Here is a 16,670-nt window from a genome sequence, read left to right on the forward strand (position 1 = left end):
GCTTTAACTATTATTTAAGCTATAAAACTAATTCTAATCTTCAACAAAAAGTGCTTATCTTTTTTGATAAGCACTTTTAATTATTTTTTAAACTGATTCTTTACGTATTGAGCATATTTAGGCGTAGATTTAATTAATTCTTCATGTGTTCCTGCTCCATCAACAGTTCCATGATCAATAAAGTAGATTTTATTAGCATCAACAATTGTGCTCAAGCGGTGAGCAATTACTAATGTAGTTCTATTTTTCATTAATTCATTTAAGGCTTTTTGGACCATTGCTTCTGATTCAGAATCTAGACTAGCAGTAGCTTCATCAAGCATTAAAATTTTTGGATCACGTAAAAATGCTCTTGCGATCGCAATCCGCTGCCTTTGTCCTCCAGACAACTTGATACCGCGTTCACCAATTTGCGTTTCAAGCCCATCTTCCATTTCTTTAACAAAATTATCAGCATAGGCAAGTTTTAAGACATGCCATAATTCTTCATCTGTAACTTTTTGATCTAAACCATAAACCAGGTTTTCTCTAATTGTACCTGGCATTACTGCTGAATCTTGTCCGACTAAGCCAATTTGTTTACGCCAGTGAGTTAAATCAATATCAGCAATATTTTCATTACCTATTACGATTTCACCAGAAGTTGGTTGATAGAACCGTTCAATTAAGGCAAAAATAGTTGATTTACCACCACCTGATGGACCTGCAAAAGCAATTACTGAATTTGGCTCCGCTTCTAAATTAATATTGTGTAAGATTTGTTTACCATTTTCATAAGAAAAATTTACATTTTCAAATTTTAAGGCTTTATTTGCAATGTCTATTTCTTTTTTATCAGATAAAAATTCTTCATTTTCATTAAGAATTTGTTGTAACCGTTCAGTAGAACCACTTGTTTTAGATAACTCAGTAAAGAATTGACTGATAATAATTACTGGACTCATGATTTGGAAAAGGTACATTAAAAATGAAACTAGAGCCCCCATCGTCATTGACCCGTTCATCACGCGAATAGCACCATAACCGAGAATTCCTAAAAATAGAATCATCATCAGCATATTCGTAATTGGCTGAGTTAAAGAATTAATAAAAGCCTCTTTTACTCCTACATTATAAAGTTTGTGAATACGTTTATGCCCATTGGTAAGTTCATGTGTTTCACTATTAGAAGATTTTACTAAGCGAATTTCACTTAGAACAGTAGTTGAATCACTAGAAAACTTTGCTAGTTCATCTTGTCGCTGTCGACCAATTTTACGTGATTGTCTCATAATTGGCAACATTGCTAACACTAACAAAGGTACACCAACAAACATAATAATCGTCATTTGCCAATCCATGGCAATCATAATTACTAATGCACCAAAGAATTGAAAAAGTGATGTTAAAGCATTAGGTAAAGTTGATGCTAATAATTGTTTTACTTGGGAAGTATCGTTTACTAAACGAGATGTAGTATCACCAGTTTTATTATTATCAAAATATTTAACTGGTAAATGTAATAACTTCTGCCAAATTAATTCACGTAAGTTAGAAACGACATTTTCACCAAATACGCCTAACACATATCCAGAAATGGCACTGACTATTAACCCGCCAATAAAAACTATCAACGCTAAAATAATAAGTTGTGGTTTTAATGACTTAAAATTGTTAATTAAACGTTGGGCCAACTGGGGAACAACTAAATTTGCTCCTGTGCCCAAGAGACCTAATAATACCCCAATTATTAAACGTGAATAATGAGGATGTAACTTATTAATTAAAGCAAAAAAGTCTTTAACGCTAAATTTTGATCTTGAATTTTGTTTAAATTCATCAATATGTTCTGTTTGTGCTGAATTTCTCATTAATTTTTCTCCTCTCCAAATAGTTAGATACCTAACTTATATTTTATATTTAAACATTTAGGTATCTAACTGTCAACTACCTAACTAAAAATTATTCAAAAATAAAAGACACATTAACGTCTTTCAAAATCTACATCCATTTTTTCAAGATCATCAATTAGGTGTGTCATAGCCTCATTCAGCATATCAAGATCATGTTCATCAATTTGCTTTAAAAACTGATCATTAATTTTTGTAAAAGCTGATTCAATCTCTTGAGCATAATTTTTTCCCTTATCGGTTAAATATATCCTTTTTATACGTGCTGAATCCTTATCTTTTTTTCGTTCAATGAAACCATCTCGCTCTAAATTTTTCAACATGTTAGTAACAGATGCGTTTCTCACATGAAATTTTTCACCTAATTCACGTTGAATTAAACCCGGATTTCTATTTATGTAGGCAATAGATCGGGCTTGTTGCGAAGTTAAATGCAATTTTGATCCATAAGCATTATAAATTCTTTGAGTATTTCTCATATATAATCTAAAAAGTCGATTAGTCTTTTCAAATTTTTCTTTTTTGCTTACCATCCAACCAGTCCTTTACATTTTTCTTTTATTATAACAGTTAGATATCTAATAGTCATTTTTAGACAAAAAATCTTCCTATCGGAAGATTTTAAATTAACTATTTTTTAATCAGTAGTGCCAAGATCTAATTCATCTTCTACACTCTTATCTTCATTTAAATCAATCAATTCACCAGATACTTTATATACGACCCATTGAGCTAAGTTAACCACATGATCTCCAATTCTTTCTAAGAGTCGAATTACCATAAAGTAACTTGATGAGGCTACTGCAGCATCAGGATTCTTTTTAATTCCCTCAATAATTGCTCGCCGTGCTTTAACATATTCTTCATCAACTTCATCGTCTTTTTTGGCAACTTTACGCGCTAATTTTTCATCATCTTGAACATAAGATTTCAAGATTTGATCTAACATGAAATTAACCTTGGTTGACATACTTTGAATTAACTCTTCAACTTCTGGGATTCGCTTATTTCCTTTAACTCGAATTGTTTCTAAAGCAATTGAATTAGAATTTTCACCAATTCTTTCCAAGTCGCTGGCTGCCTCTAAAACACTAATTACATTTCTAAAATCAGTCGCTACCGGTTGCTGGAGAGCCATCAATTTTAAAGTTCTCTTTTCAACTTTGAGTCCCATTTTAGAAAATTTTTTATCATCTTCAATCAAACTTTGTGCTACTCGCTTGTCATGATCAATGTATGCTTGAGTCGCTTCTTCAATTTGTTCGCTGACTTCAATTCCCATCCCCATGAAACGAGTATTTAACTTCCTTAATTCATCTAGAAAAACTTCATGCATTATTCTTTACCTCAATTTTTATCCAAAACGTCCATTTAAATAATCACTTGTAAGTTGTTTTTTAGGATTCATAAACATTTCTGCGGTACTGCCGTATTCAATCAAATCACCATTCATGAAAAAAGCAGTCATATCACTAATTCGACTCGCTTGTTGCAAATTATGGGTAACCATAATAAAAGTGAATTCATGTTTCAAATTCATTAGGGTTTCTTCAACTTCAGAACTAGAAATTGGATCCAAGGCACTAGTTGGCTCATCTAATAACACTACTTTTGGATGAACAGCCAAAGCTCGGGCAATACAAATTCGTTGCTGCTGACCACCAGAAAATGCTTGCGCATTTTTATTTAGATCATCTTTTACCTCATTCCAAATAGCTGCTTGTTTTAAACTTTCTTCTACTCTTTCATCAATTAAATTTTTATCATGAATTCCCGATAGTTTTAAGCCATAGGCTACATTATCATAAACAGAAAAAGGAAAGGGAGCAGGTTGTTGAAACACCATCCCTACTTCTTTTCTAAGCTCTACTAAATCTACTTTTGGACTATAAATATCTTTATTTTCAAAAGTAATTTCTCCAGTAATTTTAACATTATCAATATCATCATTCATGCGATTAAGACAACGCAAAAAAGTTGATTTACCACATCCTGATGGACCTAAAAGTGCTGTTAATTCATTTTCATTAAAAGCCATAGTTATCCCATGCAAAGCTTCAACTGGACCATAGCTTAAATGAACATCATCTGCTGCCATTATTTTTGTCATAATTTCCTCCTAGCCAAAACTACCACGGATATAATCTTCTGTAATTTTTCCTTGCGGATTAGTGAAAATTTGTTCAGTAGTATTATACTCAAGCACATGACCCAAATGGAAAAAAGCGGTATAGTCACTAATTCGACTTGCTTGTTGCATATTATGAGTAACCATAATCATTGTATATTCTGAGCGTAGCTGCTTTAAAGTATCTTCTAATTTAGAAGTAGAAACAGGATCCAAAGCACTTGCAGGTTCATCTAATAACAGAACTTCAGGTTGAATAGCTAAAGCTCGGGCAATACATAAACGTTGCTGCTGACCACCAGAAAGAGCTAGTGCGCTTTTATCAAGCTTATCTTTTACTTCATCCCAAAGTGCCGCTGCACGTAGGCTTTCTTCTACAACCTGATCCAGTCTTTGTTTGTTTGTAATTCCATTTGCTTTTAAAGCGTAAGTAATGTTTTCTCTAATTGACTTGGGAAAAGGATTTGGCTTTTGAAAAACCATCCCAATATTTTTACGCAATTCATAAACATTAATGCTAGCTTTATTGACATCTAAGCCATGGTACCAGATTTGCCCTGTTACTTTTGCTACTTTATCATTCATTCTATTTAAAGATCGTAAAAAAGTGGATTTACCTGACCCAGAGCCACCAATCAAGGCAGTAATTGAGTTTCTCTTAAACTGTAAACTAGCATCAAATAATTTTTGGACAGTCCCACCATAAAAAACACTCAAATCTTTTGTCGAAACTATGGCATCTTCTGGTTCAAAAGTTTTGATATAAGTTTCAGGATTCTTATTTTCGCTCATTACACTCTCCTTTAAGACTTAGCTGCGGTTAATTTTCGATATAAATGATTTCCGAGTATTCTTGCGCCAAAATTAAATAAAATTACTACAATAATTAGTAAAGCAGAAGTTGCGGCAGAAACAATATTTGCATCTGGAATTATTCCTTCAGTGTTAACTTTCCAAATATGAACTGCTAAAGTTTCCGCTGGACGCATCACATTTAAAAAACTAGTAGCACTAAAAGGATTCCAATTGGTAAAATCGATTGTTGAACCACTTTGTCCAGCAGTATAAATTAAAGCTGCTGCTTCCCCAAAGATTCTCCCTGCACTTAAAATTACCCCAGTTAAAATTCCTGGTAAGGCAGCTGGCAATACAATACCACGAATAGTCTTCCAATTGGAAAGCCCTAACGCTAATCCAGCATCTCTTTGTTCTTGTGGCACACCCTCTAAGGCCTGTTCAATATTGCTTGTTAAAGTTGGCAAGTTAAAAAATGTCAATGCAATTGCACCTGAGATAATTGAAAATCCAAACCCAAATTGGACCACAAACAATAAATATCCAAATAAACCTACCACAATTGATGGTAATGAACTCAAAATTTCAATTGTTGTTCTAATCAAACTAGTAAACCAATTATCCCTTGCATATTCAGCAAGATAGATTGCTGCTCCTAGGGCAATTGGAATTGAAATAATCATGGTTAAGATTAATAAATATAAAGAATTAAATAATTGGTCTCTGACCCCTCCACCAGCTTGATAAGAAGAAGCTTGCGAAGTTAAAAAGTGCCAAGATAAATGAGGAACACCTGAAACCAAGATATTTCCAATTATTCCTACTAAAATTACTACTACAATACTTACTAAGGTATAAATTCCTGCAGTCGCTATTTTGTCACGTGTTTTTGCATTCATCTTAGTTTTGTCCTTTCTTACCAATTAGACGTACTAAAAAGTTAAATACTAAAGCCATTATTAATAAAAGTAATGCCAATGACCAAAGAGCATTATTAGGTAAAGTTCCCATAACGGTATTTCCCATTTGACTAGTTAACTGACTAGTTAATGTTGCTGAAGGACTAACTAAGTTATATGGCATCAACACTGCATTACCAATTACCATTTGAACAGCTAATGCTTCCCCAAAAGCTCTCGCCATTCCAAAAATTACTGCTGTCATAATCCTTGGAGTTGCTACACGTAATACAACTTTATAAATAGTTTGCCAATGTGTAGCACCCAAGGCGAGTGAAGCTTGACGATAATGTTTAGGTACTGCTTTTAAGCTATCAACAGTTAAAGAGGTAATTGTTGGTAATACCATTACAAATAAAACTAAAGTTGCTGATAAAATACCAAATCCAGTGCCACCAAAGAGATTTCTCATTACTGGTACGATAATTGTTAACCCTAAGAAACCATATACTACCGATGGAATTCCAACAAGTAATTCCATTACTGACTGAAGAAACTTTCCACCCTTTTTAGAAGAATATTCTGTCATAAAAAGCGCTACTGCAATTGCAAAAGGAGTAGCAACCAAGGCCGCTAAAATAGTTACCGCAAACGAAGTAACAATCATGGCTGCAGCACCTATATGATTTTTTCCTTCACTAGGTTCCCAATCAGAGGAGGTAAGAAAATGGAAGACATTGACATGATCTTGGAAAAAAGTTGCCAAGCCATGAACTGCGATAAATCCAATAATTGAAGCTACTAAGACAATAATTAAGATAATCGCTGCACTAGTTAATCCTTTTCCCCAGTACTCTTGTCTTGTTTCTTTAGAAGGTTTGGTTAGTTTTTCAATATCAACTTTTTCTGTGCCTAATCTTTTTAATTTAACATGAGGTACTTTTTGCTCAGCTAAAGCAGTTTCCACTACTTTTTTTAAGTTATCTTTTTTATCCATTTTTGTCCTATCTTACTTTTTAACAATTTGATTATTACTCTTTCGAATAACTTTCATATCATTCACACTGATATATCCTAAGTTAGGAATAAGATCTTTTTGTACTTTATTAGAAAGCATATACTTGATAAATGCCTTTGTTTTTTGATTGACCTTTTTCTTTGTATACATATGTTCATAAGACCAAAGTGGCCATGCATTTGTAGTAACATGGGCGTTTGTTGGAGTAACCCCATTCAAACTTAATTTTTGAATATTTTTATCATTTGCATAAGGAAAAGAAATATATGAAATTGTTCCTGGAGTTGAATTTACTATCTTTCTTACAGTTCCATTTGAATCCTGTTCTTGGGCCTTAATTGGTTTAGCATTATCTAAGGCAATTGCTTCAAAAGTTGAGCGCGTTCCACTTCCCTTAGAACGATTAATAACTGTTATCGGTAAATTTCTACCTCCTACTTGGCGCCAATTAGAAATTTTTCCAGTAAAAATTTCTTTTAATTGCTTAAGTGTAAGATTCTTAATTCCTACACCCTTATTAACAATAGGAACAATTCCCACTACAGCTATTGGATAGTCCACTAATTCTGAAGCACGAATTCCTTTTTGCGTTTCTGCATAAACATCAGAAGTTCCAATTTCTACCGCTCCAGCTTGCACTTGACTTAATCCTGTCCCAGATCCTCCACCTTGAACAACAATATTGCTATTTGCATGAGTTAAGCGATAGTCATTTCCTGCTTGTTCTGCTAATAATTGCATCGCACTTGAACCAACTACAGTAATTTTATCTGCTTGACTACATGCAGTGAGAATTGTGACTAATCCCATTCCTAAAAAAAGAAGGAGAAACTTTTTAAAAGTATTAATTTTCACTTTTCACTTCATACCTTTACTAAATCATGATTTAACAAAATACTTGTCTATCAATTCCACAGATTACTCTTCTCAAAATAGAAAAAAGCAAAAAAATACGGCTAGAAATTCTAGTCATATTCTTATAATTCTATTTTCCAGTTTCTCAACCCTGTCGTCAATATCTTTTTAAGCAAGTTAAAAAGTTAGGCTAAAATCGCCTAACTTTTTCTCATAATACTTTCGAAAGAAAGTCCTTTGCTCTTTCTGATTTTGGATGATCAAATACTTCTTCAGGTGTTCCCTTTTCCTGTAAATAGCCATCTGCCATAAACCAAATTTCATCAGAAACCTCTTTGGCAAATCCCATTTCATGAGTAACAATTACCATGGTCATGCCAGAATTTGCTAAGTCTTTCATCGTTTTTAACACTTCGCCAACCATCTCAGGATCTAATGCACTTGTTGGTTCATCAAACAGCATCATCTCTGGATTCATGGCTAAAGCACGCGCAATAGCTACCCTTTGCTGCTGACCACCTGATAAACTAGTAGGATATTGATGAGCACGGTCTTTTAAACCAACTTTATCTAATAACTCTAAGCCCAAAGCTTCTGCCTCTTTTTCATCCATCCCTTTTACCTTGACAGGTGCTAGTTTAATATTTTCTATTACATTCATATTAGGGAAAAGATTGAAATTTTGAAAAACCATTCCCAGTTTTTCCCGTAATTTATCTAAACGCTTTTCATCAATATGCGCTAAATCTTCCCCATCAAAGATTATTTTTCCAGATGTTGGAATTTCTAAAACGTTTAAGCAGCGTAATAATGTACTTTTCCCTGAACCAGATGGACCAATAATACAAATTACTTGTCCTTTATTCACATTGGCCGAGATATCTTTTAAAACTTCATTATCTCCAAATTTCTTTTGTAGATGTTCAATTTGTAACATTTTAGTCATGTATCTTCATCCTCTTTTCAAAGTAATTCAAAAGTCTAGTCAAAGAGAACGTCATAATAAAGTAGAGAATCATCGCAATAAAGAGTGGTAACACTCCTCGATAAGTCGAAGTTTGAATTAATTGAGTTTGGTACATTAATTCTGAAACCCCAATAATTGAAACTAAAGAACTATCCTTAAGGAGAGTAATTAATTCATTTCCTAAAGCTGGCCAAATATTTTTTATAGCTTGGGGAATAATTACATATCTGTATGTTTTAGCTTGACTCAAACCTAGAGAACGTGCTGCCTCTGTTTGGCCCTTTGGTAGTGAATCAATTCCTGACCGAATATCTTCAGCAACATAAGCTCCCGAATTAAGTCCAATCGCAATAATACCGGCAACAATTGCTGATAAATTAGAAATCAGGTAGCCAATTCCAAAATAAACAAACAAAATTTGGACCATTTGAGGGGTGCCCCGAATAAACTCAATATAAGCTACGGCAATCCAATGCAGAAGTTTATTACTGGACAAACGCATTAAGGCTAAAACAATTCCTAAAATAATTCCAATCAATACTGAAAAAATTGTAATTACAATAGTGTACCAAATACCTTTTACAAAATACATCCAGTACTGACTCATCTTATTTGAAGCTGAACTGGTTTTCATTGCTTTGGCAGCTGCAGGTAAATATTCTTTGTTAACTAGATCTTTATTTTTTATTTTAGTAATTGCTTGATTAACAGCAGTCAGTAAATCTGGTTGTCCTTTTGCAATTGCAACAGCGTTCCCTGGCTGGTTATCTTTTAAATTTGATTTAATTGCCGCTAAGTTTTTGTTGTTCTGGGCATAAGCCTTAGCAGTTAATTCTTCCATTACAACTGCTGAAACTTTGCCTGATTGCAATGCTAAAACTAAGTTATTAATCTTTCCCAATCCTTTTATTGTTGAATCAGGCATTTGACTTTTTACTAAATTATATTGCAAACTTCCTGTTTGCACTCCAATGGTTTGTCTTTTCAGACTTTGAATTGAATTATATTTATCTTTATCTTTTTATTTACCAAAAAGTATTGACCACTTGCTTTATAATAAATTTTTGAAAAATCAACACTTTTTTTCCTTGCTGGTGTTGGAGAAAGTCCCGAAATTACCATATCAACTTTCCCAGTTTCAAGAGCTACTAAAAGAGAATCAAAACTCATATTTTTAATAACCAATTTAACTCCAAGTTCTTTGGCAATTCCCTTGGCTAATTCAATATCTACACCCACATATTTAGTTTTTCCATTTTTGCTGGTCGTAAATTCTAACGGGGGGTAATCTGCAGAAGTTCCTACTACTAATTCACCACTTTTTTTGATCTTTTTCATCACACTGTTAGTTGCCACAGTTTTTGACTCACTATCAGCGGCATGAACCTGCTGTGAATTAAAAATTTCAACTATTGGCGTAACTAACAGAAACAAAAGCAGCACAAATCTAATTAATTTTAAGTCTTTCATTAAAATAAACTCCGATCTACTTATTTAATGTTTCATTTTACTTGCAATTTTAGTTACGTCGTCGTTTCATTTATTTTTCCCCCAATGTTTCTAATATTAATATAGTAATTATACAGACTGATTTTTTTATTATCAACAACATTATTAAAAATAATTGAAAAAATCAATTAAAAGAAATTAATAATCAAGAAATTCCCAAATTATCTAGCTTTTTGCCCTCTTTTGTACTAAAATTCAAGGTTGATAGTTAATTTATTTATAGGGTATCATAATACTAGCAAACAAAAGGAGTTGCCCAATGCAAAAAAATAAACAACCCATTGTAATTGGAATCGCTGGTGGATCAGGTAGTGGTAAAACTACTATTGCTCACGAAATCTATGAAAGATTACATCAAAATGATCATATGTTGATTTTGACACAAGATTCTTACTACAAAAATAACGATAATCTTTCTATGGCAGAACGCCAAAAGATTAACTATGATCATCCAGATGCTTTTGACATGCCATTACTAACTAAACAACTTAAGCAACTAATGAATCGTCAGGCTATTGAAATGCCAGTTTATGATTTTACTGCTCACACTCGCAGTAAAGAAACTGTTCATACTGAGCCAGCTGATATTATCATCTTAGAAGGAATTTTAGTTCTATCTGATAAACAACTTCGCGACTTAATGAGCATTAAGATTTTTGTTGATACTGACGATGACATTCGGTTTATTCGTCGGCTAGAACGTGATACCCAAGAACGTGGACGAACAATGGATTCAGTCATTACGCAATACTTAGCAACAGTTAAGCCAATGTATCACCAATTTTTGGAACCAACTAAACGTTACGCTGATATCATTGTTCCTGAAGGTGGAGAAAATGATGTCGCAATTGATATGTTAACCACTAAACTTCGTTCTGTTTTGGCAAATAAATAATCAATACAAAAAAAGCTTTAGCTAATTTTCAAGTACCTCATAATTGTTTAGATCTCAATCTAGCGAGTATGAGGTATTTTTATAACTAAAGCTTTCTTTTTAATTGTTATATTTCTTTTGTAAATGGCTTGCAAAAATTGAAAGTGAGAAACAAACCACAAAATACATTACTGAGATAATCAAATACATTGGAATTAAATAAGTAGTATTTTGACTATAGATTATTTGTGCGTGGAATAATAATTCTGGCAATACAATAATCGTTGCAAGTGAAGTATCTTTTACTAAGGAAACAAATTGTGATAATAGTGCTGGAATCATTTTATGAAGTGCTTGCGGTAATATCACATGATACATCGCCTGCATATATGTCATCCCATTAGAGCGAGCACCTTCCATTTGTCCTTGAGGAACAGCATTAATACCACTTCTTACAATTTCAGCTAACATTGCCCCTTCAAAAATTACCAACGCAATAATTGAAGCTACTGTAGGATTAGTAATAATTCCTAATTCTGGTAAGCCAAAATAAGTAAAGAAGATTATTAATAATAGAGGTAGATTTCTGATTATATCAATACAAAAACCAACTATTGGAGATAGGATCTTGACATTCATATTTCGGACAAAACCTAATACTAGCCCCACTACAAAACTAAGAACAATTGAAATTAATGAAACATAAATTGTCACCCATAAACCTTGCAAAAGGAAACGAATGTCAACCCATGAATACGCGTGTATAAAGTTTTCCATTTATTTTTTCCTTTCTATAAGTTATCGAGACAATTTCTTTTCCAAGTGACGCATATAATAACTTAAAGGCAAAGTTAAAACTAAGTAAAATAGTCCAACTACAATGTAAGTATTAATCGTTTGGAAAGATGACAAGGCAATTACATCTGCTTGATACATTAAGTCAAAGCCGGCCACAAAGGCTAACACAGATGAATTCTTAATCAAGTTGACAAATTGGTTTCCTAAAGGAGGAATTACAATTTTCATTGCTTGTGGCAAAATCACATAACGCATTGCTTGAGTATAAGTCATCCCGTTGGAGCGAGCACCTTCCATTTGTCCTTCACCAACTGAATTAATTCCTGATCTTACAGTTTCCGCAATGAATGCTGAAGTATAAAGAGTTAATCCGATCGTTCCAGCCACAAATCCAGAAATCTTAACCCAAAATTGTGGGATTACCAAATAAAATACCATTGTGATAACTAATAAAGGAATATTACGAAATAATTCAATGTAGATTCTTGCAATTACTCTTCCAAATTTTGGTGGAGCTACTTCTAAAAGTGCAAATCCCACTCCTAAAATCAAACTGAAAAATAAGGCAATTATACTACACAAAATTGTATTCCAAAATCCATTTAGGAATTCAGACCAATGGTTTATTAGGATATTTATCATTCATTTTCAACTCCTTAATACTCAATTCCTGCTACATTACCGAACCATTTTTTAGATATTTTCTGATAAGTTCCATCCTTTTTTAATTCATTGAGTGCACTATTTAAATGCTCAAGTAATTGAGGTTGTCCCTTGTCTACAGCCATTCCATATGGTTCGTGAGTAAATGTTCCCCCAACTAACTTATAACCTGGATTTTCTGCGGCAATTCCCGCTAAAATTCCGTTATCAGTTGTCATTGCTTGGCCCTGACCGGCTTTTAATGCAGTAAAGGCTTGACCATAATCATCATATTCTAATACTTTAGCCTTGGGGGCGAATTTAGCCACATTTTCTACAGCAGTTGTTCCTTTAACAGCTAAAACTGTCTTTCCATTTAATTGCCGAATATTTTTAATCTTAGAATTCTTCGGCACTAAAAGGGCTTGGCCTGCTGGAAAATAGGGTTTAGTAAAGTCTACCTGCTTTTGTCTTTCAGGTGTTATTGTCATTGTTGCCAAAATAATATCAATATTTCCATTCCTTAATAATGGAATACGAGTTTTAGGACTTGTTTGAACAAACTTCGCTTTCCCCTTTTTACCTAACATTTGCTTGGTAAGGGCCTTGGCAAGATCAATTTCAAATCCTTCAATTTTTCCAGTTTTTGTACTCATTAATCCAAACAAACGCGTATCAGCTCGAACTCCCCAAGTAATGGTTTTTGTCTGTTGAATTTTTTTATAAACATTCTGCTTGCGGCTACTTTTTCCACAAGCGGTTAAAGCTAATAAAAATAATGCTAAAAAACTTAACATTAAAAATCGATATTTTTTCTTCATATTAGCCACCTAATTTTTCAGTAATTACTTTACTTAAGAATTGGCGAGCACGTTCACTTTTTGGATGTTCAAAAAATTCTTCTGGTTTTTCATCTTCAATAATTTGACCTTTATCAAAGAAAATTAATCGATCACCAACTTGACGTGCAAAGCCCATTTCATGAGTTACTACTACCATCGTTAATCCCTGATCAGCGACAAATTTCATTACATCTAATACGTCCTGAATCATTTCAGGGTCAAGAGCACTTGTTGGTTCATCAAATAAAATTACCTTTGGACTCATTGCAAGTGAACGAGCAATTGCAACACGTTGCTTCTGTCCACCAGAGAGTTGCTTAGGGTAGTAATCTGCCTTATCTTCAAGACCTACTTTTTTGAGTAAGTCCATTGCCATTTGCTTATTTTCTGCATCTGGACGTTTAAGTACAATCTTCGGAGCTAAAGTAATATTTTCAAGCACAGTATGATTTTCATATAAGTTAAAGTGTTGAAATACCATTCCTACATCCTTACGAATGTCATTTAAGTCAGTTTTTTTATTGGCAATGTTTTTTCCAGTGACAATTAGTTCACCTGAATTAATTTTTTCTAATCCATTCATTGTTCTTATTAAAGTACTTTTTCCTGAACCAGAAGGACCAATAATACTTACAACCTGACCTTCTTCAATGGATAGATTAATATTTTTTAAAGCATGAAGTTTACCATAATATTTATTTACATCTTTAAATTCAATAATCGCAGCCATGCTTGCGCTCCTCTCATGTTATTATATGTTCTTATTCTAAACTAAATTTCAACTTTTTGCTTAAAAAGGATCATTTTATTTAAAAATAGCCTATTTGTTACGTAAAAAAGTCTTAAAATACTTTTTAATCAATAAATTGTTCGAGTTTTAACTATTCTTTCTCTGCAGCTTTGATATCAAACCCAGAAATATTACCAAACCATTTTCTTACGAGACGATCATAAGTCCCATCTTTTCTTAGAGACTGTAGGGCTTGATTGATTTTATCTAAAAATTTTGTCTGTCCTTTATTAACTGCAATTCCGTATGGTTCACTTGTAAAAGTCCCTCCTACTAGCTTATAACCCGAACTTTCCTTCGCTAACCCAGCTAAAATACCACTATCACTGGTTAAGGCCTTTCCTTGTCCTGCCTTTAAAGCAGTGAAAGCTTGGCCGTAATCATCATACTCAAGAGTTTTAGCCTTAGGAGCAAACTTCTTTATATTAGCTACAGCAGTTGTCCCCTTTACAGCTAGTACAACTACGCCTTTTTTATTTAAGTCCTTGACTGACTTAATATTTGATGTTTTTGGAACTAACAATGACTGACCAGCTTGAAAATAAGGCTTGGAGAAACTGACCTCTTTTTTTCTTTCTGGAGTTATAGTCATTGCTGCTAAAACTGCATCAATATTTCCATTCTTCAATAGAGGAATTTTAGTCTTAGTGGTGGTTTGAATAAATTCTGCTTTACCCTGACTGCCAAGTATTTTTTTAGTTAAGGCATTAGCTAAATCAATTTCAAATCCTTCAATTTTTCCATCTTTGATACTCATCAATCCAAATAATCTTGTATCAGCCTTTACCCCCCAAACAATCTTATCCGATTCTGTTACTTCTTGCTTTACACTTTTTCTCCCACAAGCACTCAACATTAGAAAAAAAGAACATAAAAAAGCTAACAGTAAAATTTTTCTTCCCTGTTTTTTCACTTTAAATTCTCTCCTTTAAATAAATTATTTTCCACTTATTACTTATTAACTATTTAATCTTCTTTACTTTCATCTTTTAATAACTTTAGAAAGATATTGCGCCATTCTTCCATTAATGATGTAAGTTGTTCCATCTTTTTAACTCCCATTATCTGAGCAGTTTTTGACTCTAAATCAAGTAGTGGTTCCAATAATTTTTCTGCATACTTCTCTCCTTCTTCTGTTAGCCTGCATGATTTTACACGGCTATCTTTCTTTAAGGGCACTAAATAAAGATACCCTTGCTCTTTTAAGAGATGAATTCCTTTATTAATTGATTGTTTAGGGTAGCTGGATAATGCTACTAATTCTCGCTGGCTTAGCTTCTTTTTAAGAAGTAGCTCATGCAAGATAAAAATTAAATATCCAGGTAAATTAACTTTTTCATACCACTTTTCATAAGCTTTACTTGCTCGAATAATTAATGTATTTAACTTTTCAATTTCTTGATTTAGCATCATCGCACCTCTTTCAGTTAGTCCACACATGTACCTTATATTAATATAATAGTATCTACAGAGACTATTGTCAATAAAAAACGCATTCCGACTTAACTCAGAATGCATTCTAAATTTTATTTTAATAATACTAATTTTTTGAATTTATTTCTTTCACCGTCTGTGCCAAAAGCTCATAAGAATGGAAAAATGCTTGTTCATCAAACACCAAACTGTTAACAATAATTTCGTCGAAATCAACCTGAGCTTTTAAATTCATTAACTGTTGTTTAACTTCCTGCTTGGTTCCAACTAACGTTACGGCACCCATTCTCTCAACTACAGCTTTTTCTTGACCAATTAAGTCATCTGGATCAAATTTTATTGGCCCAAAGTGAGGACTGACTTTTCCTAATTTTTCTTCGCTATAGTTATCCCAAACCTCTTGGTTAGAAGCTACTGGTGGCTGCAATGCACTACTATTACCCAAAACAATATTTAAAAATGCTTGTGTCTGAGTAGTAACTAATTTTTTTGCTTCTTCATTGGTATCAGCTAGATAAGCATTTACTCCAATAATTACATAAGGTTTTGCCAAGTATTTTGAAGGTTTAAATTCTTGTCGATAAATTTTTACTGCATCAATTAACATTGCAGGCGCAAAATGGGATGCAAAAGCATAAGGCAAGCCTAACTTAGCAGCAAGGTGAGCACTATCTGTACTTGAACCTAAGATATAAAACGGTACATTTAAATTCGCCGCAGGATATGCATGCACCTTATTCGTATCTTTAAAGTAACCTTCTAATTCCTTTACATCCTCTTCAAAGTTACTATCTAAATTCTTTCTACGTAGTGCTACTGCAGTTTGCATATCTGTACCAGGAGCTCTACCTAACCCTAAATCTACCCGATTTGGAAACATTGTTTCTAAAGTTCCAAATTGTTCAGCAACAACATAAGGACTGTGATTAGGTAACATAATACCCCCTGAACCAACACGAATCTTTTTAGTTTTCGCTAAGGTTTCATCCATCAAAATAGTTGTCGCAGCACTAGCCATCCCCATAGCGTTATGGTGTTCTGCAATCCAATAACGTTCATAACCCCAATCTTCTGCTTTTTGAGCTAACTGAATCATAACGTCAATTGCTTGGGCATAATTTTCCTTTTGCCTTAATGGAGCTAAATTTAAAATAGAATATTTCATAATTTTCACCTTGACTGTAATAATATTTACAAAAATTTACCATCTTTTTACTTAGCATACCACTT

The 16,670-nt window shown here is 33.2% G+C and carries 17 protein-coding genes and 1 pseudogene; 1 reads left to right on the forward strand and 17 read right to left on the reverse strand.

Annotation, left to right across the window (positions count from 1 at the left end; genetic code table 11):
• Positions 1-80: 80 nt before the first annotated feature.
• From FP433_RS06085 to FP433_RS06130, 10 genes and pseudogenes are all read right to left on the reverse strand, one after another.
• Positions 81-1,850 (reverse strand): ABC transporter ATP-binding protein, encoded by a 1,770-nt coding sequence (locus tag FP433_RS06085; protein ID WP_265486596.1) that lies wholly within the window; start codon positions 1,848-1,850, stop codon positions 81-83.
• Between the two features lie 113 nt (positions 1,851-1,963).
• Positions 1,964-2,422, reverse strand: coding sequence for a MarR family winged helix-turn-helix transcriptional regulator (locus tag FP433_RS06090; RefSeq protein ID WP_265484062.1), 459 nt, complete (start codon positions 2,420-2,422; stop codon positions 1,964-1,966).
• Between the two features lie 104 nt (positions 2,423-2,526).
• Entirely contained in the window at positions 2,527-3,225 is a 699-nt protein-coding gene (gene phoU / locus FP433_RS06095) for a phosphate signaling complex protein PhoU (protein ID WP_265484061.1), read from the reverse strand.
• A gap of 18 nt (positions 3,226-3,243) precedes the next feature.
• A complete protein-coding gene (pstB, locus tag FP433_RS06100) occupies positions 3,244-3,999 on the reverse strand; it encodes a phosphate ABC transporter ATP-binding protein PstB (protein ID WP_265484060.1) in 756 nt (251 codons plus the stop codon).
• 9 nt (positions 4,000-4,008) lie between these two features.
• A complete protein-coding gene (gene pstB / locus FP433_RS06105) occupies positions 4,009-4,809 on the reverse strand; it encodes a phosphate ABC transporter ATP-binding protein PstB (RefSeq protein ID WP_265484059.1) in 801 nt (266 codons plus the stop codon).
• 11 nt (positions 4,810-4,820) lie between these two features.
• Positions 4,821-5,711 carry a phosphate ABC transporter permease PstA gene (gene pstA / locus FP433_RS06110; RefSeq protein ID WP_265484058.1) on the reverse strand — a complete coding sequence of 297 codons (891 nt, stop codon included), beginning with the start codon at positions 5,709-5,711 and terminating at the stop codon, positions 4,821-4,823.
• A 1-nt stretch (position 5,712) separates the two neighbouring features.
• Entirely contained in the window at positions 5,713-6,708 is a 996-nt protein-coding gene (gene pstC / locus FP433_RS06115; RefSeq protein WP_265486597.1) for a phosphate ABC transporter permease subunit PstC, read from the reverse strand.
• Positions 6,709-6,720: 12 nt separating this feature from the next.
• Positions 6,721-7,539 (reverse strand): phosphate ABC transporter substrate-binding protein, encoded by an 819-nt coding sequence (locus FP433_RS06120; protein ID WP_416202983.1) that lies wholly within the window; start codon positions 7,537-7,539, stop codon positions 6,721-6,723.
• A gap of 256 nt (positions 7,540-7,795) precedes the next feature.
• Positions 7,796-8,530 (reverse strand): amino acid ABC transporter ATP-binding protein, encoded by a 735-nt coding sequence (locus FP433_RS06125; protein ID WP_322555906.1) that lies wholly within the window; start codon positions 8,528-8,530, stop codon positions 7,796-7,798.
• Positions 8,523-10,021: pseudogene (locus tag FP433_RS06130) on the reverse strand (ABC transporter substrate-binding protein/permease). The gene FP433_RS06125 and the pseudogene FP433_RS06130 overlap by 8 nt, the downstream one beginning before the upstream one ends.
• Positions 10,022-10,319: 298 nt before the next feature.
• Here FP433_RS06130 and udk point away from each other — a divergent pair.
• Positions 10,320-10,955: a uridine kinase gene (gene udk, locus FP433_RS06135; RefSeq protein ID WP_265484054.1), complete on the forward strand. Its 636-nt coding sequence runs from the start codon at positions 10,320-10,322 to the stop codon at positions 10,953-10,955.
• A 99-nt stretch (positions 10,956-11,054) separates the two neighbouring features.
• Here udk and FP433_RS06140 read toward each other — a convergent pair whose 3' ends face one another.
• From FP433_RS06140 to FP433_RS06170, 7 genes are all read right to left on the reverse strand, one after another.
• Positions 11,055-11,711 (reverse strand): amino acid ABC transporter permease, encoded by a 657-nt coding sequence (locus FP433_RS06140; RefSeq protein ID WP_265484053.1) that lies wholly within the window; start codon positions 11,709-11,711, stop codon positions 11,055-11,057.
• 21 nt (positions 11,712-11,732) lie between these two features.
• Entirely contained in the window at positions 11,733-12,374 is a 642-nt protein-coding gene (locus FP433_RS06145; protein WP_265484052.1) for an amino acid ABC transporter permease, read from the reverse strand.
• A 14-nt stretch (positions 12,375-12,388) separates the two neighbouring features.
• Complete coding sequence (locus FP433_RS06150) at positions 12,389-13,195, reverse strand: transporter substrate-binding domain-containing protein (protein WP_265484051.1); 807 nt, start codon at positions 13,193-13,195, stop codon at positions 12,389-12,391.
• Position 13,196: 1 nt separating this feature from the next.
• Positions 13,197-13,946 carry an amino acid ABC transporter ATP-binding protein gene (locus FP433_RS06155; RefSeq protein ID WP_265484049.1) on the reverse strand — a complete coding sequence of 250 codons (750 nt, stop codon included), beginning with the start codon at positions 13,944-13,946 and terminating at the stop codon, positions 13,197-13,199.
• Positions 13,947-14,097: 151 nt separating this feature from the next.
• On the reverse strand, positions 14,098-14,862 hold the full coding sequence (locus FP433_RS06160) for a transporter substrate-binding domain-containing protein (RefSeq protein WP_265484620.1): 765 nt from the start codon (positions 14,860-14,862) through the stop codon (positions 14,098-14,100).
• A gap of 110 nt (positions 14,863-14,972) precedes the next feature.
• Complete coding sequence (locus FP433_RS06165; RefSeq protein ID WP_265484048.1) at positions 14,973-15,416, reverse strand: MarR family transcriptional regulator; 444 nt, start codon at positions 15,414-15,416, stop codon at positions 14,973-14,975.
• Between the two features lie 130 nt (positions 15,417-15,546).
• Complete coding sequence (locus tag FP433_RS06170) at positions 15,547-16,605, reverse strand: LLM class flavin-dependent oxidoreductase (protein WP_265486599.1); 1,059 nt, start codon at positions 16,603-16,605, stop codon at positions 15,547-15,549.
• Between the last annotated feature and the right edge of the window lie 65 nt (positions 16,606-16,670).

The organism is Lactobacillus sp. PV012 (assembly GCF_014522325.1).
In the GTDB taxonomy this organism is placed as follows: domain Bacteria; phylum Bacillota; class Bacilli; order Lactobacillales; family Lactobacillaceae; genus Lactobacillus.

Excerpts from the sequence above, each read along its gene's own strand:
- FP433_RS06085 (WP_265486596.1), bottom strand. The coding sequence starts at position 1,850 with ATGAGAAATTCAGCACAAACAGAACATATTGATGAATTTAAACAAAAT.
- FP433_RS06090 (WP_265484062.1), bottom strand. The coding sequence starts at position 2,422 with ATGGTAAGCAAAAAAGAAAAATTTGAAAAGACTAATCGACTTTTTAGA.
- phoU (WP_265484061.1), bottom strand. The coding sequence starts at position 3,225 with ATGCATGAAGTTTTTCTAGATGAATTAAGGAAGTTAAATACTCGTTTC.
- pstB (WP_265484060.1), bottom strand. The coding sequence starts at position 3,999 with ATGACAAAAATAATGGCAGCAGATGATGTTCATTTAAGCTATGGTCCA.
- pstB (WP_265484059.1), bottom strand. The coding sequence starts at position 4,809 with ATGAGCGAAAATAAGAATCCTGAAACTTATATCAAAACTTTTGAACCA.
- pstA (WP_265484058.1), bottom strand. The coding sequence starts at position 5,711 with ATGAATGCAAAAACACGTGACAAAATAGCGACTGCAGGAATTTATACC.
- pstC (WP_265486597.1), bottom strand. The coding sequence starts at position 6,708 with ATGGATAAAAAAGATAACTTAAAAAAAGTAGTGGAAACTGCTTTAGCT.
- FP433_RS06120 (WP_416202983.1), bottom strand. The coding sequence starts at position 7,539 with ATGGGATTAGTCACAATTCTCACTGCATGTAGTCAAGCAGATAAAATT.
- FP433_RS06125 (WP_322555906.1), bottom strand. The coding sequence starts at position 8,530 with ATGACTAAAATGTTACAAATTGAACATCTACAAAAGAAATTTGGAGAT.
- udk (WP_265484054.1), top strand. The coding sequence starts at position 10,320 with ATGCAAAAAAATAAACAACCCATTGTAATTGGAATCGCTGGTGGATCA.
- FP433_RS06140 (WP_265484053.1), bottom strand. The coding sequence starts at position 11,711 with ATGGAAAACTTTATACACGCGTATTCATGGGTTGACATTCGTTTCCTT.
- FP433_RS06145 (WP_265484052.1), bottom strand. The coding sequence starts at position 12,374 with ATGATAAATATCCTAATAAACCATTGGTCTGAATTCCTAAATGGATTT.
- FP433_RS06150 (WP_265484051.1), bottom strand. The coding sequence starts at position 13,195 with ATGAAGAAAAAATATCGATTTTTAATGTTAAGTTTTTTAGCATTATTT.
- FP433_RS06155 (WP_265484049.1), bottom strand. The coding sequence starts at position 13,946 with ATGGCTGCGATTATTGAATTTAAAGATGTAAATAAATATTATGGTAAA.
- FP433_RS06160 (WP_265484620.1), bottom strand. The coding sequence starts at position 14,862 with ATGTTGAGTGCTTGTGGGAGAAAAAGTGTAAAGCAAGAAGTAACAGAA.
- FP433_RS06165 (WP_265484048.1), bottom strand. The coding sequence starts at position 15,416 with ATGCTAAATCAAGAAATTGAAAAGTTAAATACATTAATTATTCGAGCA.
- FP433_RS06170 (WP_265486599.1), bottom strand. The coding sequence starts at position 16,605 with ATGAAATATTCTATTTTAAATTTAGCTCCATTAAGGCAAAAGGAAAAT.